At 45.4% G+C, this 21,768-nt stretch carries 25 protein-coding genes; 20 read left to right on the plus strand and 5 right to left on the minus strand.

What is annotated here, in order from left to right; genetic code table 11:
* Window positions 1–32: 32 nt before the first annotated feature.
* The 11 genes from BLCOC_RS10640 (at window position 33) to BLCOC_RS10690 (ending at window position 9,913) form a co-directional block, all read left to right on the plus strand.
* Window positions 33–1,217, plus strand: a complete 1,185-nt coding sequence (locus BLCOC_RS10640; RefSeq protein ID WP_029469605.1) for a GNAT family N-acetyltransferase — start codon at window positions 33–35, stop codon at window positions 1,215–1,217.
* Between the two features lie 98 nt (window positions 1,218–1,315).
* Entirely contained in the window at window positions 1,316–2,161 is an 846-nt protein-coding gene (locus tag BLCOC_RS10645) for an energy-coupling factor transporter ATPase (RefSeq protein WP_115625275.1), read from the plus strand.
* Window positions 2,152–3,009 (plus strand): energy-coupling factor transporter ATPase, encoded by an 858-nt coding sequence (locus tag BLCOC_RS10650; RefSeq protein ID WP_029469604.1) that lies wholly within the window; start codon window positions 2,152–2,154, stop codon window positions 3,007–3,009. Before BLCOC_RS10645 ends, BLCOC_RS10650 begins: the two co-directional genes overlap by 10 nt.
* Entirely contained in the window at window positions 3,006–3,806 is an 801-nt protein-coding gene (locus BLCOC_RS10655) for an energy-coupling factor transporter transmembrane component T family protein (protein WP_029469603.1), read from the plus strand. The genes BLCOC_RS10650 and BLCOC_RS10655 overlap by 4 nt, the downstream gene beginning before the upstream one ends.
* Before the next feature lie 10 nt (window positions 3,807–3,816).
* Window positions 3,817–4,572 (plus strand): tRNA pseudouridine(38-40) synthase TruA, encoded by a 756-nt coding sequence (gene truA, locus BLCOC_RS10660; protein WP_029469602.1) that lies wholly within the window; start codon window positions 3,817–3,819, stop codon window positions 4,570–4,572.
* Between the two features lie 4 nt (window positions 4,573–4,576).
* Window positions 4,577–6,058: a 4-alpha-glucanotransferase gene (gene malQ / locus BLCOC_RS10665; RefSeq protein WP_029469601.1), complete on the plus strand. Its 1,482-nt coding sequence runs from the start codon at window positions 4,577–4,579 to the stop codon at window positions 6,056–6,058.
* 24 nt (window positions 6,059–6,082) lie between these two features.
* On the plus strand, window positions 6,083–6,592 hold the full coding sequence (locus tag BLCOC_RS10670) for a flavin reductase family protein (protein WP_029469600.1): 510 nt from the start codon (window positions 6,083–6,085) through the stop codon (window positions 6,590–6,592).
* A gap of 5 nt (window positions 6,593–6,597) precedes the next feature.
* Complete coding sequence (locus BLCOC_RS10675) at window positions 6,598–7,542, plus strand: AEC family transporter (RefSeq protein ID WP_115625276.1); 945 nt, start codon at window positions 6,598–6,600, stop codon at window positions 7,540–7,542.
* 19 nt (window positions 7,543–7,561) lie between these two features.
* Window positions 7,562–7,783, plus strand: a complete 222-nt coding sequence (locus tag BLCOC_RS10680; RefSeq protein WP_029469598.1) for a hypothetical protein — start codon at window positions 7,562–7,564, stop codon at window positions 7,781–7,783.
* A gap of 66 nt (window positions 7,784–7,849) precedes the next feature.
* Window positions 7,850–8,110 (plus strand): hypothetical protein, encoded by a 261-nt coding sequence (locus tag BLCOC_RS10685; protein ID WP_115625277.1) that lies wholly within the window; start codon window positions 7,850–7,852, stop codon window positions 8,108–8,110.
* Window positions 8,111–8,248: 138 nt separating this feature from the next.
* The gene (locus BLCOC_RS10690) at window positions 8,249–9,913 is read left to right on the plus strand and encodes a GGDEF domain-containing protein (protein WP_165907239.1); all 1,665 of its coding nucleotides are present in this window, start codon (window positions 8,249–8,251) and stop codon (window positions 9,911–9,913) included.
* Between the two features lie 58 nt (window positions 9,914–9,971).
* Here BLCOC_RS10690 and BLCOC_RS10695 read toward each other — a convergent pair whose 3' ends face one another.
* A complete protein-coding gene (locus BLCOC_RS10695) occupies window positions 9,972–10,172 on the minus strand; it encodes a cold-shock protein (RefSeq protein ID WP_018596689.1) in 201 nt (66 codons plus the stop codon).
* A gap of 336 nt (window positions 10,173–10,508) precedes the next feature.
* On the opposite strand from BLCOC_RS10695, the gene BLCOC_RS10700 reads away from it, so the two are divergent.
* The 4 genes from BLCOC_RS10700 (at window position 10,509) to BLCOC_RS10715 (ending at window position 14,500) form a co-directional block, all read left to right on the plus strand.
* Window positions 10,509–11,807: a dihydroorotase gene (locus BLCOC_RS10700; RefSeq protein WP_115625279.1), complete on the plus strand. Its 1,299-nt coding sequence runs from the start codon at window positions 10,509–10,511 to the stop codon at window positions 11,805–11,807.
* A gap of 74 nt (window positions 11,808–11,881) precedes the next feature.
* Window positions 11,882–12,811, plus strand: coding sequence for an orotidine-5'-phosphate decarboxylase (gene pyrF / locus BLCOC_RS10705; protein WP_115625280.1), 930 nt, complete (start codon window positions 11,882–11,884; stop codon window positions 12,809–12,811).
* 10 nt (window positions 12,812–12,821) lie between these two features.
* Window positions 12,822–13,598 (plus strand): dihydroorotate dehydrogenase electron transfer subunit, encoded by a 777-nt coding sequence (locus tag BLCOC_RS10710; protein ID WP_029469595.1) that lies wholly within the window; start codon window positions 12,822–12,824, stop codon window positions 13,596–13,598.
* Window positions 13,598–14,500: a dihydroorotate dehydrogenase gene (locus BLCOC_RS10715; protein WP_174717656.1), complete on the plus strand. Its 903-nt coding sequence runs from the start codon at window positions 13,598–13,600 to the stop codon at window positions 14,498–14,500. Before BLCOC_RS10710 ends, BLCOC_RS10715 begins: the two co-directional genes overlap by 1 nt.
* A gap of 312 nt (window positions 14,501–14,812) precedes the next feature.
* On the opposite strand, the gene BLCOC_RS10720 is transcribed toward BLCOC_RS10715, so the two are convergent.
* Together BLCOC_RS10720 and BLCOC_RS10725 are read right to left on the minus strand one after the other, a co-directional pair.
* On the minus strand, window positions 14,813–15,049 hold the full coding sequence (locus BLCOC_RS10720) for a helix-turn-helix domain-containing protein (RefSeq protein WP_103732411.1): 237 nt from the start codon (window positions 15,047–15,049) through the stop codon (window positions 14,813–14,815).
* A gap of 130 nt (window positions 15,050–15,179) precedes the next feature.
* Window positions 15,180–15,419, minus strand: a complete 240-nt coding sequence (locus tag BLCOC_RS10725; protein ID WP_103732410.1) for a helix-turn-helix domain-containing protein — start codon at window positions 15,417–15,419, stop codon at window positions 15,180–15,182.
* A 147-nt stretch (window positions 15,420–15,566) separates the two neighbouring features.
* Here BLCOC_RS10725 and BLCOC_RS10730 point away from each other — a divergent pair, with 147 nt between their 5' ends.
* Window positions 15,567–15,854, plus strand: coding sequence for a hypothetical protein (locus BLCOC_RS10730; RefSeq protein WP_103732409.1), 288 nt, complete (start codon window positions 15,567–15,569; stop codon window positions 15,852–15,854).
* 155 nt (window positions 15,855–16,009) lie between these two features.
* Here BLCOC_RS10730 and BLCOC_RS10735 read toward each other — a convergent pair whose 3' ends face one another.
* Window positions 16,010–16,843, minus strand: coding sequence for a helix-turn-helix domain-containing protein (locus BLCOC_RS10735; protein ID WP_103732408.1), 834 nt, complete (start codon window positions 16,841–16,843; stop codon window positions 16,010–16,012).
* Between the two features lie 286 nt (window positions 16,844–17,129).
* Between BLCOC_RS10735 and BLCOC_RS10740 the strand changes: the two genes are divergently transcribed.
* Window positions 17,130–17,459, plus strand: a complete 330-nt coding sequence (locus BLCOC_RS10740; RefSeq protein WP_103732415.1) for a hypothetical protein — start codon at window positions 17,130–17,132, stop codon at window positions 17,457–17,459.
* A gap of 114 nt (window positions 17,460–17,573) precedes the next feature.
* The gene (locus tag BLCOC_RS10745; protein WP_103732407.1) at window positions 17,574–18,644 is read left to right on the plus strand and encodes a replication initiation factor domain-containing protein; all 1,071 of its coding nucleotides are present in this window, start codon (window positions 17,574–17,576) and stop codon (window positions 18,642–18,644) included.
* 159 nt (window positions 18,645–18,803) lie between these two features.
* Here BLCOC_RS10745 and BLCOC_RS10750 read toward each other — a convergent pair whose 3' ends face one another.
* The gene (locus BLCOC_RS10750; protein ID WP_115622407.1) at window positions 18,804–20,012 is read right to left on the minus strand and encodes an IS110 family RNA-guided transposase; all 1,209 of its coding nucleotides are present in this window, start codon (window positions 20,010–20,012) and stop codon (window positions 18,804–18,806) included.
* 172 nt (window positions 20,013–20,184) lie between these two features.
* On the opposite strand from BLCOC_RS10750, the gene BLCOC_RS10755 reads away from it, so the two are divergent.
* Both BLCOC_RS10755 and BLCOC_RS10760 read left to right on the plus strand, forming a co-directional pair.
* Window positions 20,185–20,421: a molybdate-binding protein gene (locus tag BLCOC_RS10755; protein WP_272868256.1), complete on the plus strand. Its 237-nt coding sequence runs from the start codon at window positions 20,185–20,187 to the stop codon at window positions 20,419–20,421.
* A 135-nt stretch (window positions 20,422–20,556) separates the two neighbouring features.
* A complete protein-coding gene (locus BLCOC_RS10760) occupies window positions 20,557–21,699 on the plus strand; it encodes a site-specific integrase (RefSeq protein WP_115625282.1) in 1,143 nt (380 codons plus the stop codon).
* The last annotated feature ends 69 nt before the right edge of the window (window positions 21,700–21,768 follow it).

A 21,768-nucleotide genomic window follows, 5' to 3' on the forward strand; every position in this document is an offset into this window, starting at 1 on the left:
ACAGGGTAAAGTTCCGTTAAAAGGGAGATAGTATGTTAAAAGGAATTATTTTCGACATGGATGGCGTGCTCATCAATAGTGAGCCGGTCCATTACAGAGTCTGGAAACAGGCGCTTGCGGCACGGGGGATTGAACTGGACTACGAAATTTACAAACCATGTATCGGTTCCACAAATGGTTTTTTAATGGATATATTGCACGATAATTACGGGATTTCCAGGGAGGACAGGGAACTGGTAAAGTCCATGCAGCAGATCAAGGAGAAAGTCATCGAGGAGGAAGGCTTTCCCATGATCGAAGGCGTACCCGAGCTTCTGAAACGGCTGAAGGACCGGGGGTACCGTCTGGCCATCGCGTCCTCCTCGCCGATTGCCTATATCCGGCAGGTGGTGACAAGCCTGGGGATCAACGGGTATTTTGACATCCTGGTGAGCGGGGAACAGGTAAAAAATCCGAAACCGGCACCTGATGTATTTCTGGAAGCGGCAAGCCAGATGGGGCTTACTGCCGAGGAGTGCCTGATACTGGAGGACTCCGGCAACGGATGCAGGGCTGCAAAGGCAGCGGGGATCGTTTGTGTCGCCTACTTTAATCCCGACTCAGGAAAGCAGGACCTAAGCCCGGCGGATATGGTGATAGAGGGATATGAAGAGATTGACGGAAGCTTTTTAGAGAAGGTATACTGCCACGGCAGGCATCTCCCCGCAGTGGTGTGTGAGACAGAAAGACTTCGGATCCGTGAAATGTCTGAGCAGGATATCCCTAAAATGATGGAAATTACAAGCCAGGGAACGCCTGACACTGCAGAAGGGATGGCAAAGAGCCTGGAAGAAGAGCTGGAGGCATTCCCTTCATACCGCAAATACATGTATGAGATGTGTGACATGGGCTACTGGGTACTGGAGGAGAAGGAGAGCGGAGTGATCGTGGGCCGCGCCGGTGTGGAGCCGAAGATTTGGAACCACAACAGCTCTGTGGTGGAATTGGGATATCTGATCGATGAAAAACACAGAGGTAAAGGCTTCGCCTATGAAGCCTGCCGCGGTATTCTAGAGGAGGCAAAGAAGAGAGGGGCTGTGTATCTGTACTGCAGGATACGCAGTGCCAACCTGGCCTCCAAAAAGCTGGCGCGTAAGCTGGGATTTTCCAGAATCGACTACCGCCTGGAGGATGACTGCGAGGATATGGAGGTTTACAGATATACCTGCAGTGAATAGAAAAACGGCCCTGTGGCTGAAAAATTTGACAGGCAGATATCTGTAATTATCCGGTTGACTGGATCCTTATAAATCAGGTACAATGGAAAGGATATAAAATGGGAATTGTTAAAGCCATTAAACTGGTTCATGACTATTATAAATACGATGAAAGCGGCCATGTGGAGGGTACATACAGGGCGCTGGACAACGTGGAGCTGGACATTTCAGAAGGACAGTTTATTGCTGTTTTGGGACACAACGGCTCGGGAAAGTCCACTCTGGCAAAGCATATCAATGCCCTTTTGTTTCCTACGGAGGGTGCGCTGTGGCTGGATGGTGTGAATACCATGGAGGAAGAGGAAATCTGGAAGATCCGTCAGAAGGCCGGCATGGTTTTCCAGAACCCCGACAACCAGATCATCGGCACCGTAGTGGAGGAGGACGTGGGATTCGGCCCTGAGAACATGGGAATCCCCACGGAGGATATCTGGCAGCGGGTGAATGAAAGCCTGGAGACAGTGGGAATGACTGCCTGCCGTCATCACTCCCCCAATAAGCTGTCAGGCGGACAGAAGCAGAGGGTTGCCATAGCCGGTGTCCTGGCTATGCATCCGAAATGCATTGTTTTGGATGAGCCTACCGCCATGCTGGATCCGAACGGCAGAAAAGAGGTACTCCGTGCGGTTAAGGAGCTGAATGAAAAGGAAGGCATCACGGTGATCCTGATCACCCATTATATGGAAGAAGTGGTGAACGCGGATACGGTGTTTGTCATGGACCAGGGAAAAGTGGTGATGCAGGGAACCCCCAGGGAGGTCTTTTCCAGGGTGGATGAATTAAAATCCTACCGCCTGGATGTGCCCCAGGTAACACTTTTGGCTTATGAGCTGAAACAGGCAGGGGTGAAGATACCTGCGGGAATTCTGACAACAGAGGAATTGGTGAACGCATTATGTCAATAAAATTAGAGCATATCACATACACATACAGTCCGGGAACCGTCTATGAGATGCATGCCTTAAAGGATGTGGATATAGAGATACCCGACGGCCAGTTCATGGGCATTATCGGACATACAGGCAGCGGGAAGTCCACACTGATACAGCATTTTAATGGTCTTATGAAACCCACATCGGGCACTGTTTTCTATAACGGCCAGGATATATGGGCGGAAAAATATGACAGACAGAAGCTGCGCAGCAAAGTGGGGCTGGTATTCCAGTATCCGGAGCACCAGCTTTTTGAGGCGGAGGTTCTTGAGGATGTCTGCTTCGGGCCGAAGAATCTGGGCTTTTCCAAAGAGGAAGCCCAGGAGAGGGCTGTCAGGGCGCTGACCCAGGCAGGGCTTTCCGAAAAATATTATAAAAGCTCTCCTTTTGAACTGTCAGGTGGGCAGAAGCGGCGGGCTGCGATTGCAGGTGTCCTGGCCATGGAGCCGGAAGTGCTGATTCTGGATGAGCCTACAGCGGGGCTTGACCCCAAGGGCCGGGATGAGATCCTGGATCAGATCGCCTCCCTGCATAGCCTCAGGGGAATTACCGTGATCCTGGTATCCCACAGTATGGAGGATATTGCAAAATATGTGGAGCGCATGATCGTGATGAACAAAGGCGAAAAGGCATTTGACGGCATACCAAGAGAAGTTTTTTCCCACTATAAGGAGCTGGAGGCCATGGGGCTTGCGGCGCCTCAGATCACATATATCATGCACGCGCTTAGGGAACGCGGGCTGCATGTGGACACCTCAGCCACAACAGTGGAGGAGGCTAAGACAAGTATAATACAGGCACTGGAGAGATTGGACAAATGATAAGAGATATAACGATCGGACAATATTACCCTGCGGATTCCCTTCTCCACAGGCTGGACCCACGTGTAAAGTTTGTAGGAACCATCATGTTTCTGGTCTCCCTTTTTGTGGCTGATTCCTTCTGGGGGTATCTGCTGGCAACAGCATTTCTGGCAGCGATCATCACCATGTCAAAGGTTCCTGTAAAGTTTATGTTGAAAGGGCTGAAACCGCTTTTTTTCATTCTGCTGATCACGGTTGGATTTAACCTGTTTCTCGTACCGGGCAGGGTGCTGTGGCAGTTCTGGATCTTTAAGATCACCCAGGAAGGTATTCTGCAGGCTGTAAAAATTGGTATCCGGCTGATCTATCTGGTGATTGGCTCCTCGGTCATGACCCTGACCACAACGCCCAACCAGCTTACAGACGGGCTGGAAAGGCTTATGAGACCCCTGAATAAGATCAGGATCCCCGTTCATGAGATTGCCATGATGATGTCTATTGCCCTCAGGTTCATACCTATCCTCATGGAGGAGACAGATAAGATCATGAAGGCGCAGATCGCCAGAGGCGCTGATTTTGAAAATGGAAATCTGATCCAGAAGGCAAAGAATCTGCTGCCGCTTCTGGTCCCCCTCTTTATCTCCGCGTTCAGAAGAGCAGATGATCTGGCGATGGCTATGGAGGCACGCTGCTATCACGGCGGTGAGAACAGGACTTCCATGAAGCCTCTCAGATACCACAGCAGAGATGTCTCAGCTTATGTGTGTATTTTCCTGTATCTGGCAGCGGATATTGTGATCCGCGTGCTTGTATAGGAGGTCCCTTATGAAACGTGTTATGATGGAAGTGGCCTACGACGGCACCAATTACTGCGGCTGGCAGGTACAGCCAAACGGAATCACAGTACAGGAGGTTTTGAACCGCCATCTGTCAGAGCTGCTTAAGGAACCGGTGGAGACCATAGGGGCAAGCAGGACAGATGCAGGCGTGCATGCCCTGGGAAATGTGGCGGTGTTTGACACCAATGCCAGGATGCCGGGAGAAAAGATATCGTACGCGCTGAACCAGCGTCTTCCGGAAGATATCCGTATCCAGATGTCCAGGGAGGTCAGCGGGGATTTTCATCCCAGATACCAGGTCAGTGAAAAGACCTATGAATACCGGATCCTGAACAGAAGATTTCCCGTGCCCACAGAGCGGTTTTATTCCCATTTTACCTATATCCCCATGGATGTAGAGAAAATGAGGCGGGCAGGAGAGTATCTGTTGGGTGAACATGATTTTAAAAGCTTCTGCGGCGCAGGAGCGCAGGTAAAGACAACGGTCAGGACCATTCACCGCTTTACAGTGACACGTGAGAATGACCTGATCACCATACGCGTCACAGGCAGTGGATTTTTATACAATATGGTGCGGATTCTTGCAGGTACGCTGATGGAGATCGGTGGCGGAGCTTATCCGCCGGAAAAAATGCAGGAAATACTGGCTGCCAGGGACAGGAAGGCAGCCGGCCCTACCGCTCCGGCGCGGGGGCTTACCCTGATAAAAATTGACTATAAAAACGGCAAGGAAGAGGAATAGTGATATGAGAAGAAGTGGAATGCTGCTGCCAATAGCCAGTCTGCCGTCTCCATACGGCATTGGAGCATTTTCTAAGGAGGCATATGAGTTTATTGACCTTTTAAAAGATACGGGTCAGAGACTCTGGCAGATACTGCCGCTGGGTCCTACCAGCTACGGGGATTCTCCCTACCAGTCCTTTTCCACTTTTGCAGGCAATCCTTATTTCATTGATTTGAAGGTTCTGATCGGAAAAGGCTGGCTCACGGAGGAGGAGTGTGATGCCTGCGACTGGGGAGACCATCCCTCCTATATTGATTATGGGAAGATATATGAGAGCCGTTTCCCGCTTCTTCGGAAGGCTTTTGAGAGGAGCAGGATCCTGTCTGACGGCAATTTTCTCACCTTCTGTGTGGAAAATAATCACTGGCTGGATGACTATGCCCTCTATATGGCTGTGAAAAATAAGTTCGGCGGTAAAAGCTGGATCTTGTGGGATGAGGACGTGCGCCTGAGGGAACCGGCCGCCCTGAAGAGATATCAGGATGAGCTGCGCGAGGACATTATTTTTTACCAGTATCTGCAGTTTGAGTTTTTTGAGCAGTGGAAGAATGTGAAGAATTATGCACATGAAAAAGGAATCCAGATCGTAGGAGATATTCCTATCTATGTGGCCTTTGACAGTGCCGACACCTGGGCGAATCCGGAGCTGTTCCAGCTCGATGAGAATAACCTGCCTGTGGCGGTGGCAGGCTGTCCGCCGGATGGGTTTTCAGCCACCGGCCAGCTCTGGGGCAATCCCCTGTACCGCTGGGATTATCACAAGAGAATGCACTACGGATGGTGGATGCGCAGGATCGCCCACTGCTTCAAACTCTTTGATATTGTGAGGATCGACCATTTCAGAGGATTTGACGAGTATTATTCTATCCCCTATGGAGATGAGACGGCACAGAACGGCCATTGGGAAAAGGGTCCCGGTATGGATCTGTTCAACACCATGAAAGAAGAGCTGGGAGAGCGGAATATCATTGCCGAAGATTTGGGATTTCTCACAGAGACGGTATATAAGCTTCTGCGCGACAGCGGGTACCCGGGCATGAAGGTATTGCAGTTTGCCTTTGACACCAGTGAGAACAGTGATTATCTTACTTACAAATATGACAGAAACTGTGTGGTATACACAGGAACCCATGACAATGACACCACTGTGGGCTGGTATGAACATTTGACTGACTGGGACAGGGATGTAGCCCTCAGATACATGAACAGCTTCCATACACCAAAGGAGGAACAGCACTGGGATCTGATCAGCCTGGCCATGCGCAGTGTGGCAGACACCTGTATCATACCGGTGCAGGATTATCTGGGGTTTGGCAGTGAAGCCAGGATTAATACACCCTCTACATTAGGCGACAATTGGAAGTGGAGAATGAGCAAAAATGCATTTTCTGATGCATTAAAAGGGAAAATCTGGCATATGACAAAATTGTACGGCAGATTATAGGAAAGCAGAAAGGAAGGAACGACTATGGCATTCAAAGAAGTAAAAGCAGAGGAATTACAATTCAATCCATTCACGAAAATAGGAAAAGAATGGATGCTGATCACAGCGGGTACAGAGGAAAAATGCAATACCATGACTGCGAGCTGGGGCGGCGTGGGTGTGATCTGGGGGAAGGATGTGGTGACCGCCTATATCCGTCCCCAGCGCTATACCAAAGAATTTGTGGATGCAAATGACACATTTACCATCTCCTTTTTTCCGGAGGAGTACAGAAAAGCCCTGAGTCTGTGCGGCAGTGTATCAGGACGTGACAGAGATAAAATTGCAGAGGCTGGTCTTACCACCTGCTTTTTCGAGGGGACTCCGGCTTTTGAGGAGGCCAGTCTGGTCTTTGTCTGCAAAAAGCTGTATCATGGAGACATTTTCCCGGAAAACTTTGACGAGCCTCAAAATGATGAGAAATGGTACCCTGAAAAAGATTATCATACAATGTACATCGGAGAAATTCTGAAGGTCCTGGTGAAGGAAGGCTGAGATAATTGGAGAATCTGATATTCAGCCTGAATGCCACTCTGCCCATTTTTCTCACCATGCTTCTCGGACTTCTGTTCAGGTATCTGGGACTGATGGGCCCTGATTTTGTGGCAAAGCTCAACCGGTTCGTCTTTGTGGCGGCCATACCGGCGCTGGTGTTCCAGGATATCTCCTCTGTGGATGTGCGGGAAAGCTGGGACGGGGGATTTGTCCTGTTCTGCTTTCTTGCCACACTGGTGAGTATTACCGCCATTGCCCTTCTTGCCAGGCTGTTGGTGGAGGAGGACATCCGCGGAGAATTTGTGCAGGCCTCCTACAGGAGCAGCGCGGCTATTCTGGGCATAGCTTTTATACAGAATATCTACGGCAGTTCGGGCATGGCCCCTCTTATGATCGTGGGTACGGTTCCCCTGTACAATGCGGCAGCAGTGGTGGTGCTCTCCCTTATGAAGCCGGGTAGGAAGAGGCTTGACAGAAAACTTTTGTTAAAAACAGCAAAGGGCATTGTTACCAACCCTATTATACTGGGGATCCTGGCAGGGATCTTATGGTCTGTTTTCAGGATACCTCAGCCGGAAATCATGCAGAAGACAGTTAAGAATGTGGCAGTTCTGGCAACCCCGCTGGGGCTTATGGCTATGGGGGCATCCTTTGAGGGAAAAAAGGCGCTGGCAAAGCTGCGGCCTTCCGTGCTGGCCAGTGTGATAAAGCTGGTGGTACTGGCTGCCATCTTCCTTCCCCTGGCCGTCCGGCTGGGATATACGAAGGAACGCCTGACGGTCATTCTGGTCATGCTGGGGTCAGCCACAACAGTGAGCTGCTTTGTCATGGCGAAGAACATGGGACATGAAGGTGTGCTGACCTCCAGTACAGTTATGCTGACAACCTTTTTTTCCGCATTTACATTGACCGGCTGGCTGTTTTTACTGAGAACCCTGGGGCTGGTGTAAGTGAAAAGGAAGTGATTCCATGTTTGGTAGAAAAAAGAAAAAAGAGGTTTTTTCCTTTGACCGCACAGAGATGAAGCCTGTGCTCAGATCCAGTATCTGTACCGGTGAACAGGTGGCGGGTTTCAAAGAGTTAAAAACAGGAAAATTCCAGGATGTCTGTCTGATCAAAAGCCAGACAGATCTGCGGGAGTTTATGGAACAGTATGGGATCAGAGAAGAAGAAATCTCAAAAGAGTGGTAAAATAAAAAAAGATATGTTATAATTAAAAATCAGAGAATATCCATATGATACATAAGGAGAAGCATCATGAGTCAGGAAAAAGTTGACAAGTATAAAAATTATAAGAGTAACCGCGACAAGATCCAGAAAAAAGAGGCACGTTCCCTTTTAATGGAGAAGATAATCGTTTCTGTGGTTTGTCTGTTGATCGTGGGATGGATCGGCTATTCTGCTTATAGTCTCGTTACAAAAGACGATGCAGAGGGAGAAGCCACCACTACAGAAATGAATGTTACAGCCATGACAGATTATCTCCAGGAGCTTACAGCAGGAGACGCGGCTGAATAAGCACAGGAAAGCAGAATTGGAAATGCAGAGATGCATTTCCTTTTTTCATAACATAAGAAAGTCCTCCAGATGGGGGTACACTGCGCAGGATGGAAACAATGCAGCAGTACATTTTAAGTTTCAATGGAGGAATTGTGGTTGAGGGAAAAAGGGATCAGGAAAATCCAGCACTGGATTTTGATCATTGCGGCAGTGATCATGAGTGTGCTGATGGTTCTTACAGCACTGCAGGAAAAGGCTCAGAAGGTCTGGGGAAAAGACAGCAGTTTATATAAATGGGATACTGGCTGGTATTGTGATGCCGATGGCGGAGGGGAAGAGATCTGCAAAGTGCCTTCCAGGATAAAAAGCAGCAGCGGCGCAGTTGTTCTGCGGCAGGATATTCCGGAATTTTTGGAGGAAGAGAAATATCTGGGATTTTTAAACCATTACCAGCAGGCAGAGGTTTATATTGACGGTAAGCGCAGATACCAGTATTTAGAGGAAGAGACGGGAGCCTTTTGCAGTATGCTGGGAAACACTCTGTGCATGGTAAAATTGAACCGAGAAGATGCGGGAAAAGAGCTCACACTCCGGATCAGTAATTTCTATAAGGCGGGACAGTTTCAGATCCCGGTCATTTATCTGGACAGCCAGGAGAGTATGTTCATGCATGTCCAGGTACAGGAGCAGCCCAGGCTGATTTTCTGCGTGGTCCTTCTTGTGCTGAGCGCGGGACTTTTTCTCCTGTGGCTGCTTTTGAGAGTCAGGGAGGCAGTTCGTGTATCCAGTGTGTTTTACGCCTGGATCTTTATACTGGTATCCGCCTTGTGGATTCTTACGGATTCCCAGTTCATGATGTTTTGGGTGCCATGGCCCAGGCTGATCTGTTTCATATCCTTTTCCGCTTTTTATATGATACCCATTCCTATGCTCTCCTTTATCAAAGAAGTCTGCAACAGACAGTCCGTTATGCTGGATTGGATGAAGGCTGTACTGTCCTGTAATGTGCTGGTTCAGAGTCTGCTCTACCTGACAGGGGTATGTAAGCTTATGAATATGCTGCCGGTGACCCATGTGTTTTATGCGGCTGCAATTGTCTGTTCTGTTATCTACATGGCAATGGAGCTGAAGAGCAGCAGGGCCGGATATGCCAAAATATTCCTTGCGGGTGTATTTTTCTTAATGCTCATGGCAGCAGTCTCCCTGTTCTCTTTTTATACCGGGGTGGGCAGCAGATATGCCATGTATTATCAACTGGGACTTCTGGGCTTCATGTGCGCACTTATATGCATGACCATGCGGCAGGTGAATGAGATACTGGAGGACAAGACAGGTGACAGGATCTTAAAAGAGCTGGCTTATATGGATATTATGACAAAGCTGGGAAACCGGTCCGCCTATGAGATGCGGCTGCAGGATCTGCAGAGGACCATGGTGCAGGGACAGGAGCTGTCAGTGGTCATGGCGGATCTGAACGGACTGAAGAAAATAAATGACACTCTGAGACACAGGGCGGGTGATGAAATGATCAAGGGATGTGCCTGGTGTCTGAGGGAAGCGTTTGGTGGTTTTGGTGAGATATACAGAATTGGCGGTGATGAATTCCTGGTGTTTGTGAAGCGTCTGCACAGTATCCGTACATGGGAGGAAAACCTGAAGAAAGCCCAGGAAAGATACAATCAGGAGCACGAGGTGAAAATATCCATAGCCGCGGGATCAGCCACAGGCAGAATGTCTGGGGAATGCCATGATTGGCTGCGGGAACTGATCGAACAGGCGGATAAGAAGATGTATGAGAACAAAAAAAGTGCCAGGGAATAAAAAACGGCTGGGCAGAAGATTCTGCCCAGCCGCGTTTTTCGTACAGTTTATCCGGAAATTATAATTTTTCTACGTTAGCTGCCTGCATTCCACGAGCGCCTTCAGTTAAATCATAAGATACAGCCTGTCCTTCTTCCAGGGATTTAAAACCATCTCCATTGATAGCGGAGAAGTGTACGAATACATCCTGTCCGTCTTCACCTGTGATGAATCCGTAGCCTTTTTCTGCATTAAACCATTTTACAGTTCCCTTGTTCATAGTGTTACCTCCATAAAATAAAAAAATAAAAATTAGGATTGGATAAAGAAAACAGTAAGTACGCTTCGTGGAAAGTTCCCATTATTTATGAAAAATAAGCGGTCTTTAGAGAGGGTATTATAAATAAGAAATAATACAATCTCTAAAAACCGCTTAACATCACGATAACCGGAAGCTTATTAAATGCACTTTCAATTATTTATATCCAATATTCCTTTAACAAATTCAGTATATTCGCAAATGGAAAAAAAGTCAAGTGAAAATGTATAATTGACGAAAGAAATTGTGTATGTTACTATTAAAATCAAAAGATGTAAAGTCCCGGAGGAAGAATCTATGAATATTTTAATCAGAAACGGACGTATCATCGATCCGGCAACAAAAACAGACGAGATAAGTGACCTCTATATAGAGGGCGGAAAGGTGAAAAAGACAGGCAAGGGCCTAAAGCCCAAGGATAAGACAGATAAAGTCATTGACGCTTCAGGCTGCTATGTAATGCCCGGTCTTATTGACCTGCATGTGCATCTGCGGGACCCGGGGCTGACCTACAAAGAGGATATTGTATCAGGCTCCAAGGCAGCAGCCAGAGGCGGGTTCACCACGATCCTTGCCATGCCCAACACCAAGCCGGTCATCGACAGTGCGGACCGTGTCAAATATGTTCAGAATAAAGCAAAAGAGTTGTCACCTATCCATGTGATGCAGGTGGGTGCCATTACAAAAAACCAGGCCGGTGAAGAACTGGCTGACATTGAGGAGATGATCGAGCAGGGTGCGCCTGCCATCAGCGAGGACGGCAAATCCGTCATGAATGCCAGATTATATAAAAACGCAATGGGGATCGCTGCCAAATACGATGTTCCTGTATTTGCCCACTGTGAGGACCGGAATATTGTGGGCAAGGGATGTGTCAATGAGGACGAGCACTCCAGAAAGATGGGACTACCTGGGATCAGCAACGCTGTGGAGGATATCATTGCAGCCAGGGATATTATTCTGGCAAAGGAGACAGGTGCAAAGCTCCATCTGTGCCACTGCTCCACAAAAGAGAGCGTCCGCATGATAGAGCTGGCAAAAGAGGAGGGCATCAAAGTGACGGGAGAAGTGTGCCCTCATCACTTTACACTGACCTCTGACGATGTGGACCCCAATGATGCCAACTATAAGATGAACCCGCCTCTGCGGACAAAGGAGGACAGGGATGCCCTGATCCGTGGTCTGAAGGAGGATATTATGGATGTGATCAGTACAGACCATGCGCCCCACAGCCGTGAGGAGAAGACCATGCCTATCACCAGAGCGCCGTTTGGTATAGTAGGGCTTGAGACATCTGTTGCGCTCACCATCACGGAGCTGGTAGACAAAGGGATACTGACCCCTATGCAGATGGCAGAGAAGATGAGCTATAATCCTGCCAAGGTCATCGGTCTGGACAGAGGTTCCCTGGAAGAGGGAAAAGCTGCGGATGTGACCATTATCGACCCGGAAGCGGAATATGTCATTGATTCCATGACTTTCCTGTCAAAGGGAAAGAATACGCCTTTCAATGGCCGCAAAGTAAAAGGGCTGGTAAAAGCGACAATCTGTGACGGCAGGATCGCCTATATACAGGACGGCATGCTGAAACAATAAAAAACAGCACAGGTACCGGGAATGCCCGGCAAACTTCTTTTTTCAATAATAATTTATCTCACGGAGGAAGAATCATGATCAATAAACTTACAGAGAAAATCAGGAAGACCCACGCACCTATCGTGGTGGGTCTGGATCCTATGCTTAATTATATACCAAAACACATCCAGGAGGCTGCCTTCAAGGAGTGCGGCGAGACACTGGAAGGTGCAGCGGAGGCTGTATGGCAGTACAACAAAGCGATCGTAGATGCAACCTATGACCTGATCCCCGCGGTAAAACCCCAGATCGCCATGTATGAGCAGTTCGGCATTCCGGGTCTTATGGCTTTTAAAAAGACTGTGGATTACTGTAAAGAAAAAGATCTGGTTGTCATCGGTGACATTAAGCGCGGTGATATCGGTTCCACCTCTGCGGCTTATGCAGCCGGCCATATCGGAAAAATCCAGGTGGGTTCAAAAGAATACGCCGGATTTGATGAAGATTTTGTGACCGTGAACCCCTATCTTGGCTCAGACGGTGTGAATCCGTTCATTGATGTTTGCAAAAAAGAGAAAAAGGGTCTTTTCATTCTGGTGAAGACATCCAATCCCTCCAGCGGTGAGTTCCAGGATCAGCTTGTGAACGGCAGACCGCTCTACGAACTGGTGGGAGAGAAAGTGGCAGAATGGGGACAGGAGTGCATGGGTGACACTTACAGCTACATCGGTGCCGTGGTAGGTGCCACTTATCCGGAAATGGGCAGGGTCCTTCGCCGCATTATGCCGAAAGCCTATATTCTGGTGCCGGGATACGGTGCCCAGGGCGGCCAGGGAAAAGACCTGGTACATTTTTTCAATGAGGATGGACTGGGAGCCATTGTTAATTCCTCACGCGGTATCATAGCTGCCTACAAGCAGGAGAAATACGCACAGATCGGTGAGACGAATTTCGCAGACGCCTCCCGAAAAGCAGTGGAAGATATGATCGCTGATATCGACGGCGCTCTGCAGGCTGCAAAATAAGGAGAGGATCATGGCAAAAGTAAAGATAAGAAGTACAGTGATAAAACAGGAGAAACTGGCTGAGGGTGTGTACAGTATGTGGCTCTCAGCCCGTGAGATCGCTGCAGCTGCAAAACCGGGACAGTTTATCTCTGTCTACAGCAATGATAAAAGCAGAATGTTGCCCCGCCCCATCAGCTTGTGCGAGATAGACAGGGAGGCGGGAAGCCTGAGGATCGTATACAGAACAGTGGGCAGCGGGACAGAAGAATTTTCAAAAGCCGGCGCAGGTGACACCTTTGATATATTGGGACCTCTGGGCAACGGCTTCCCTCTGGAAGCAATCAGGGGAAAACGTGTGCTCATGATGGGTGGCGGTATTGGCGTACCTCCCATGCTGCAGACTGCAAAAGAGGCGGATGCGGATGTGACGATCATCTCCGGCTACCGCAGCGCGGACCTTTTTCTTAAGGAAGAACTGGAGGCAGCAGGCAGACTTTTCATCACAACAGAGGACGGAAGCGCAGGCATAAAAGGAAATGTCATGGATGCAGTCCGTGAAAATAAAATGGAGCCGGACGTTATCCTTGCCTGCGGCCCAACTCCTATGCTGCGCGCTGTAAAGGCTTATGCTGAGGAGAGGAATATTACATGCTACATCTCTCTTGAGGAGAAAATGGCATGCGGGATCGGTGCCTGTCTTGCATGTGTCTGTCAGTCAAAGGAAGTGGACGGTCATTCCCATGTGCATAATAAGCGAATCTGCAAGGACGGTCCTGTATTTTTGAGCACGGAGGTAGAGCTTTGATGAATACAAAAGTTAATCTGGCAGGTGTGGAACTGAAAAATCCGGTCATGACAGCCTCCGGAACCTTTGGCTCCGGGGCAGAATACAGTGAGTTTGTGGATCTCGGCCGCCTGGGTGCTGTTGTCACAAAAGGCGTGGCAAGTGTGCCGTGGACGGGAAATCCCACTCCACGTATTGCAGAGACTTCCTGCGGAATGCTCAATGCCATCGGACTGCAGAATCCCGGTATTGATGTTTTTTGCGAGAGAGACATTCCTTTCCTGAAAAAATATGACACAAAGATCATAGTTAATGTATGCGGCAAGAGCACAGAGGAATACTGTGAAGTAGTGGAGCGTCTGGCAGGTGAGGCTGTAGACATGCTGGAGATCAACATCTCCTGCCCAAATGTGAAGGAGGGCGGCATTGCCTTCGGACAGGACCCGAAAGCGGTGGAGACCATCACTAGGGAAGTAAAGAAGTACGCAAAGCAGCCTATCATCATGAAGCTGAGTCCGAATGTGACAGATATCACCGAGATGGCAAAGGCTGCCGAGGCAGGCGGCGCGGATGTGCTCTCCCTGATCAATACTCTGACAGGCATGAAGATAGATATCAATAAGAGGACGTTTGCCCTGGCAAATAAAACAGGCGGTATGTCAGGTCCCTGTTTGAAACCCGTAGCTGTCCGCATGGTTTACCAGGTGGCCCGTGCGGTGAAGCTGCCTATTATCGGTATGGGCGGTATCTGCAATGCGGAGGATGCCCTGGAATTTATCCTGGCCGGTGCCACGGCTGTGTCCATCGGGACAGCCAACTTCACCAATCCATATGCCACGGTGGAGACTGTGCAGGGGATTGAGGATTATATGAAGAAAAATAAAATTGAGGATATTCAATCCCTGATCGGTGTGGTAGAATAGACGGGAATAGAAAACTAGGAGGAAATTCGATGGAAGCGTATAAACAGGAATTTATTGAATTTATAACAACGGTTGTGTGAAACTTGTTATAAGCTGTTAAATCCTTGTATATACTGACTTTCTCTTGAATCCGTATTTCCGTAAATGCCACAGCCTGTTATAAAATGGTGTAGTTTAATACAAAAATGGTGTAGTAAATGGTGTAAAGAAATCGGAAAGAATTATTAAATTTAATACCTGAAAATAAAAAGGAGATTGCCAAATTCTATCAGCAATCTTCTTTTTCAATTAGGCAAATGATACTTCTATATTTTACTTATTATTATTTGCTGGAATAAACTCAAGCAAATCTTCTATACGACATTCTAAAACAGTGCATAATCGGGCAAGTACAGCAATATCCAATCTTGTGATAGTATTGTTGCAGTAAGCGTTCAGTTGACTACGTTGCATTTCTGCTCTATGTGCTAATTTATTCTTACTAAGTCCACTTGTTTCTAAAAGTTCATCTAATTTTATTTTGATTGTACCATAATCTGAATCTATCAAAGTTAGTGCCCCCTCTAAATTATTTAGTACCGTATTGTTTTGATACTTTATGTATACAGTTTAGACATACTGGGGCAGGAATATAAGTTCTGACATATCTTGTGCAAAAAGTAACACAAACATATATTTGCTATTCGGAGGGGTTGCTATATGGTACAAATTCTAGTAAATCCTCAATGCGACAATCTAATGCAGTACATAATCGAGCAAGTACAGCGGTATCCAATCTTGTAATGGTGTTATTGTAATAAGCATTAATTTGGCTTTTCTGCATTTCTGCCTTGTGCGATAATTTGTTACGGCTTAGACCTTTATCTTTTAAAATGTTTTTCAACTTTATTTGTATGAATCCATATTCAGTGTCAGTCATAGAAACCTCCCCTTGTCGAAACGTGTAACAAAAATGAGAACGATAATTCTTGATATTTATTGTATAGATGTTAGAATAGAAAAAGAAGTTCTAACATGTATGGTTAGACTAGTTGCACAAACATAAGTTCTTAGAGGAGAGGTACACATGAAAGAAGTAAAAGAGTTATTAAAGCTTGCAGCAGATAGTATGAAGAATGAGACATTGTGTCATTTACTGGAAAGTGATATGGAATATCAGAAAAGGTCAGAAGAAGCTAAGCAGGCATTACGAGATGTTGATGAATTAGAATTGACAGAAAAGCAACGATATATTGTGGATACTTTAATCGCAAGGAAAGATGAAGTAGAGTATGATTATCATGTGAACGCATACATGGCAGGAATGCTGGACGGCTATGAAATTTTAAAAATGTTCAATCTGACGAGAGAGTAATAATTAAGCCTGTAAACCAGTGAGGTAAAGGAACAAGGCGAAGCCGAGACGCCGTAGGGCAGTCCTTTACGGAACGAACGGAGCCGGTACCACCATGATGTATAAGAGGACTTGAAAGGTCACAACCTTGCAAGTCCTCTTGTTTATGATATGGGTTACTTCTGTTCGGATTCATACTTACGGAATACCGCTTCTTTTGTGGCTTCTCTAAGAAAGCTGTCCTGTTTGATAAAGTCCAGATTTTCATTTAGAATGTAAGCGTCTGATTCACAATCATATTCATAAGGCATAATCTGAGCCATATAGTCGTTGTTGTCAATTCCATAATAAATCAACTTAGAATCCCGTAAAGTCAAGCCAAGTGTCAGAAAGCCGGAAGTGAAGTAATTATTATTATGTGGGAGTGTCAGCTTGTCCGCAGCATGGGAAAAGTCAATGCGCTCCTCATTCTGCTCCTCTCCAAAAGCCGGGATGATGTGCAGGGTGTTGTTCTTCCTGTCAGCGTAGGCATTGCATACCAGTACGGAATAGTCTGCCCTCTGGATGATTCCCTCAAAGAAATTCCCGGAATAAGCGGTGGGCTGGTAAAATATTGCTGTCTCTTTCGTGGAAAGATTGTGGTAGGTCATAAATCCATTGACGAGCCTTACAATCTCCATATCATCCCCGTATGTATACCCATTCTGCTGTATCATCTGGTAGAAGTTCTCCGCAAATTCTTCCGGCAACTGAATCCCCAGCTTTTCCACTATCAGCATATCTACATATTCTTTAAATGAGCCATAGAGCAGTTCATTGAGCGTGATGTTGCCAAGGGTGGCTATCTGTTTCATCCGTTTCTCATTAGGAAGATTTACGCCTTTTTCCCAACTGTTCACAGAGCCTTTCGGGGCATTGTCAATGATTTCCCCGAACTTCTGCATACTGTAACCGTATTTCTTCCGTATCTGTAAAATCCGTTTTCCAACCGCTTCTTTGTTCACAAACATAATCACACCTCATTTCTGGATTCATCATACCACAATATAAGGAGAAATGTAAGGGGTAAAATATAAAAACTTTTGAAAAGATATGGAAAGATAATGTAATACTTCAAGAATAAAGTAATGATAAAAGTAAAATATGTGTTGACAAAACAGGAAATAGAGTATATGATAGTGCCAAGAGGTAAGGAGAAAAGTAATGAAATCAATAAAGCAGATATGGTTAAGAAAAGGACTTGTTACACTTACCAGCAGCTTATTCACGAAGATTCAAGAAAAGGAGACAAAAAATATGCAGATTACAATGACAAAAGAGCAGGTCAAAGAAGCGTTCGGGGAACTGCGCTACATGGGTGCTGATTACTGCTACCGCTACGACAAGGAAACCAGAAAGCGGACAGAGGAAGTCGAAGCGTTAAAACTCCACCTTGGCAGTATCAAGTTAGGGAACAGCATTGACATCCGGCTGGAAACAACAGAGCTTCCGAAGATTGAACCCTATTCTGTAGTCGAACTGCAAGCGCCGGTATATGACCCATATGTGCAGAGGGGGAACTACGCTACATTGGTAGAACGGTTCACCTGCAAAGGGATTCGGGCGGTTTCCGGCAAGAACGTGTAGCATATCACGCTTTGAAATCTCCGCCTGTATCTTCCCAAAAGATACAGGTGAGAGATTTTGAAGCGGTGGCAGAGCCACAAAGGAAAGGGCAGGTGATAACGCACGGAAAACAGAATGTTTTCAGAACCCTCCTATACTAACAGGAGGGTAACTCGTCAGAAAGAAGAATTAACAGCACTGATTGACTGGTGTCAGATTACGGTAAAGGGTTTGGATGTGTTTACTATCATTGAGGACATTCTCCGGATTCCCTTAAATCTTATGGAACTGCATTGTAAAGGCAAGGGAATAGCCGGACATGAACTGATAGCCGGATTTGACAATATCAAAATCTTAAAGCCAACAGGTAAGGCACAATATGAGGGATTCCAGATACTAATGAGTGGTTCTGGATGCCGGAATTACGAGAACTTTCTTACAATCAACAAGGAAACATGGTTTGATTTCTTGGAAAGGGTTTGTAAATATGATGTGAATTTTCCCCGGATAGATTTGGCGATTGATGATAGGAAACCATACCTTCACATTCCGACACTTGTTCAAATGACGGAAGAGGGTATGCTGTCCAGTCAGTTAAGAAATATTTCAGAAAATGGTTCGGGTGAATTGGGCGAAGAAGCAATGATACATAAGGGGAAAAGCCTGTATTTGGGAAGTAAGACCAGTGATTTCAGGATAGTCTTTTATGAAAAAGGATATGAACAGGCTGAAAAGTATGGAAAAGAAGCAGATACGGACTGGAACAGGTATGAACTACGGTTCCGGCAAGAACGGGCAGTTAAGGCAGTACAAGCACTGATACAGCACAGGGATGTGGCACAGGTGGCGTTGCAGGTGCTAAATGAAAAGGTCAGATTCTTGCAGAAGCCGGAGAACAGCACCACAACCAGAAAACGTCTGTACCCAACTTACACACCGTGGGAAGAATTCATGCAAGACATAGGGAAAATCAAGCTGACCATGAACCCACAGAAGAAAACACTGGAACGTACATGGGACTGGCTTACAACCTCTGTTGCCCCGTCATTGAAGATGTTTTCAGAGATAGGGAAACTGGATAATCGGGACTATATCGGGCTACTGGTGGAGAATGGGAAAATGAACACCGTGCAACAGCGGATATATGATGATTACAGAAAATCAATTCAGCTACCCAAATATGATAGTAAGGAGATGGTATTATAGACAAAGCATTATTGAATGTGAAAGAAGTAAGTGAATATTTAGCCTGCAAATAAAAAGTCAAGGCTAAATTGAAGAACATTGAAAATTTTATACAGGTTGAAAATTAGGTATCAAAATAAGACCACCACACCAGTGCTGGTCTGAGAATTATAATGATGATTAGGATTCTGGAAGAGATGAAAGATATTCTTTCACTCGTCCGTAATAGATTCTTAGAAACTTGTTGGCACCTGCAGTCATATAGACATAATAAGGCTTGCCTTGTGCCCGTTTCTTATCTATGAACTGATACACAGGATCATCCTGTGGGTGTGTTTTTATTAAGACATCCATTACCTGAAATAAAGTCTTTCTAAGATCAGATGAGCCTCGTTTTGAAGTTGGAACACTTTTTTGTTCATAACTTCCCGATTCATTAACACCGGGATCTACACCGGCAAAAGCAGTAATAGCACCTTTATGGGTAAAACGGGAAACATCACCAATCTCAGCCATCAATTGAGGACCAAGCGAAGCACCAACCCCTTTCATCGCCATAACAATAGGATACTCTGGGAGTTTGGATGCAGTTTCATTCATAAGTGTGCGTAGTGATTCAACGGTTGTAGAAGCACTGTTAAGCTGGTTTACAGCCTGCTTGATAATAAGCTTTGTAATGTCATCCTTAGGAAGTACAGGAACAAGTTCCTTTGCTTTTCCATAGATTTCCTCAGCTTTGGATTGGCTGAAGTTGTACTTCTTACGTTTGCACCAGTTTTGATAATGGTCGATAAAGGCATTCAGAGACATTTTACGGACACAGTCCACATGCCAGTATGTAGATGCAAAATCAACCCATTTCTGGCTGCCGTCACTGCGTGCAGGACTGTCAAAGTAAGTATTAACACCAGGATAGGTTTGGTCAAGGATGCCGATAAGATTATTTTTCATAGCCGTCTTGTGCTTCATGTAAAAGCCGAACTGACGGTTCATGGTTTTGAGCTGATTGCGTAATTCATCCATAACATTATACTGTTTAAGATTTTGCCATTTGTCAAGAGCATATCGGGCAATCTTAACAGCATCCGCTTTATCAGATTTCACTTTACGAAGAGAATCATTATCAAAGTCTTTGATAAGTTTTGGGTTAATGGCACTGACGAAAAGATTTGCCTTTGAAAGCTGATGGGCGAGGACTTCATAATAACGTCCTGTGTGCTCCATCACGATTCGGGACTCCCCTTCAACAGAGTTGATGAGTTCTACAAGTGAATGGATATCACTGGCTGTGTGTTTGATTTCGAAAGGTGCGGAAACAATTTCACCGAAAGGTCGCATGATAGCAACCATACTCTTACCTTTTGAAACATCGATACCTACTGCGTTCATAAATTGTCACTCCTTAAGATTATTGCAATGGATAAATACCAGTTTTACTCATTGCCTATTCAATCTACTGTGGTGTGACGCGAATGCACCTATGGCGATTCAACCTGCATAAAACGAACGCTGCGAATGAGGAGCTGGTTATCAGTCTAATTTACGGACGCGAAGTCCAAGATTGGAAGACGATATACCGATTGCTCCATCATTATACAGCTTAAGCAACAAGATGGATAATTCCTTACTGGCTGTAAGGGATATTAACCATAAACATATTGTAGTAGGGATTGGAGATACAAAAGCCAGAGAGCTTTTGAGGAATCCATATAACGGTTTTACCATTAGGATTGGCAATAGGTTATATGCACATAAGGCAAAACTGGATGTGTGGTTGAAAAATCAGGTTGTAGGATAAAAATAATGACTGGAAATCAGAGAAAAACCTTTGATTTCCGGTCAAATTCCCGAATTGAAAATCTCTATCAGGTATGGTAAAATTGAAAGGAATTTAATAGTTCTTTTCCCGATTTTGCTAAGAAAGGAGGCAGTGATGGGTAAATCACTAAACGGGAAAGAATTAGGAACTGGTATCTCCCAACGAAAGGACGGACTGTATCAGGCTAGATTTATGAATCGTTTTGGAAAGAGACAGACAATCTATGCAAAGACTTTGAATGAGGTTAGGCAGAAACTCCGAAACGAACAGTATAATGATGAAAAAGCTATCAATGTTGTAGACACAAATATAACATTAGATGAATGGTTTGATATTTGGCTGGATACTTGTAAGAAAAATTGCAGAAGTTCAACAAAAGGTTCATACATTACCCACTACAAGCGGATTCAAGAAGCACTTGGGTGGAGAAAACTAACATCATTGAACCTTATTATCATGCAAGAAGCAATCAACAAACTGGACACAGATAATGCAAGAAAAAATTCAAAAAAGATATTAGTGGATATGTTGAATAAAGCAGTTGATACGGATTTGCTTATTAAGAATGTTGCTAAACAGCTTAATACTGTGATTTCCAAAGAGGAAAAACAGGAAAGACGGGTATTAACAGTTCGTGAAACAGATATATTCTTAGAAAAAGCAAAAGGAACTTTTTATTATAATCTTTTTGTGTTAGCATTAGAAACAGGATTGCGTGTGGGAGAATTATGTGCTTTACAATGGGAAGATGTAAATTTTAGGAAGAAAATTCTTCATGTAAGGCATACTTTATGTTATTTCAGTAAAGACGGTAAGTATGTTTTTGAAATGCATGATACAAAAACCAACAATGGCAGAAGAAATATTCCTTTAACTGCAAAAGCAATGAATGTGTTAAAATGTCAGAGACAACAAAAGCAGGAAATTGTTTTAAAAGGAAAAACTGCATTAAAGGAGTATGAAACCCTTGTTTTTGTTACAAAAAATAATCAGCCTACACAACAATTTTTAATTAAACAATGTCTAGATTTAATTATTCAAAAAATTAACAAGACAGGAACAGAATTTCAGCCTTTTACGCCACATACATTCCGACATACTTTTGCTACAAGAGCAATCGAAAGTGGGATGAACCCAAAGACACTGCAAAGAATTTTAGGACATGGTACATTACAGATGACAATGGACTTGTATTGCCATGTGACAGAAGATACTATGTTTGAGGAAATGCAAAAATTTGAAAAAAGGTGTAGTTGAGTTTGAAATGGTGTAAAATTGGTGTAGTAGGGTATAAGGATAAAAAATAAGGGCTTGAAAAAGCCCGTA

This window comes from Blautia coccoides (genome assembly GCF_034355335.1).
In the GTDB taxonomy this organism is placed as follows: Bacteria; Bacillota; Clostridia; order Lachnospirales; family Lachnospiraceae; genus Blautia; species Blautia producta.

Coding starts and splice junctions, on each gene's coding strand:
- BLCOC_RS10640 (WP_029469605.1), top strand. CDS start 33: ATGTTAAAAGGAATTATTTTCGACATGGATGGCGTGCTCATCAATAGT.
- BLCOC_RS10645 (WP_115625275.1), top strand. CDS start 1,316: ATGGGAATTGTTAAAGCCATTAAACTGGTTCATGACTATTATAAATAC.
- BLCOC_RS10650 (WP_029469604.1), top strand. CDS start 2,152: ATGTCAATAAAATTAGAGCATATCACATACACATACAGTCCGGGAACC.
- BLCOC_RS10655 (WP_029469603.1), top strand. CDS start 3,006: ATGATAAGAGATATAACGATCGGACAATATTACCCTGCGGATTCCCTT.
- truA (WP_029469602.1), top strand. CDS start 3,817: ATGAAACGTGTTATGATGGAAGTGGCCTACGACGGCACCAATTACTGC.
- malQ (WP_029469601.1), top strand. CDS start 4,577: ATGAGAAGAAGTGGAATGCTGCTGCCAATAGCCAGTCTGCCGTCTCCA.
- BLCOC_RS10670 (WP_029469600.1), top strand. CDS start 6,083: ATGGCATTCAAAGAAGTAAAAGCAGAGGAATTACAATTCAATCCATTC.
- BLCOC_RS10680 (WP_029469598.1), top strand. CDS start 7,562: ATGTTTGGTAGAAAAAAGAAAAAAGAGGTTTTTTCCTTTGACCGCACA.
- BLCOC_RS10685 (WP_115625277.1), top strand. CDS start 7,850: ATGAGTCAGGAAAAAGTTGACAAGTATAAAAATTATAAGAGTAACCGC.
- BLCOC_RS10695 (WP_018596689.1), bottom strand. CDS start 10,172: ATGAACAAGGGAACTGTAAAATGGTTTAATGCAGAAAAAGGCTACGGA.
- BLCOC_RS10700 (WP_115625279.1), top strand. CDS start 10,509: ATGAATATTTTAATCAGAAACGGACGTATCATCGATCCGGCAACAAAA.
- pyrF (WP_115625280.1), top strand. CDS start 11,882: ATGATCAATAAACTTACAGAGAAAATCAGGAAGACCCACGCACCTATC.
- BLCOC_RS10710 (WP_029469595.1), top strand. CDS start 12,822: ATGGCAAAAGTAAAGATAAGAAGTACAGTGATAAAACAGGAGAAACTG.
- BLCOC_RS10715 (WP_174717656.1), top strand. CDS start 13,598: ATGAATACAAAAGTTAATCTGGCAGGTGTGGAACTGAAAAATCCGGTC.
- BLCOC_RS10725 (WP_103732410.1), bottom strand. CDS start 15,419: ATGACTGACACTGAATATGGATTCATACAAATAAAGTTGAAAAACATT.
- BLCOC_RS10730 (WP_103732409.1), top strand. CDS start 15,567: ATGAAAGAAGTAAAAGAGTTATTAAAGCTTGCAGCAGATAGTATGAAG.
- BLCOC_RS10735 (WP_103732408.1), bottom strand. CDS start 16,843: ATGTTTGTGAACAAAGAAGCGGTTGGAAAACGGATTTTACAGATACGG.
- BLCOC_RS10740 (WP_103732415.1), top strand. CDS start 17,130: ATGCAGATTACAATGACAAAAGAGCAGGTCAAAGAAGCGTTCGGGGAA.
- BLCOC_RS10745 (WP_103732407.1), top strand. CDS start 17,574: ATGTTTTCAGAACCCTCCTATACTAACAGGAGGGTAACTCGTCAGAAA.
- BLCOC_RS10750 (WP_115622407.1), bottom strand. CDS start 20,012: ATGAACGCAGTAGGTATCGATGTTTCAAAAGGTAAGAGTATGGTTGCT.
- BLCOC_RS10760 (WP_115625282.1), top strand. CDS start 20,557: ATGGGTAAATCACTAAACGGGAAAGAATTAGGAACTGGTATCTCCCAA.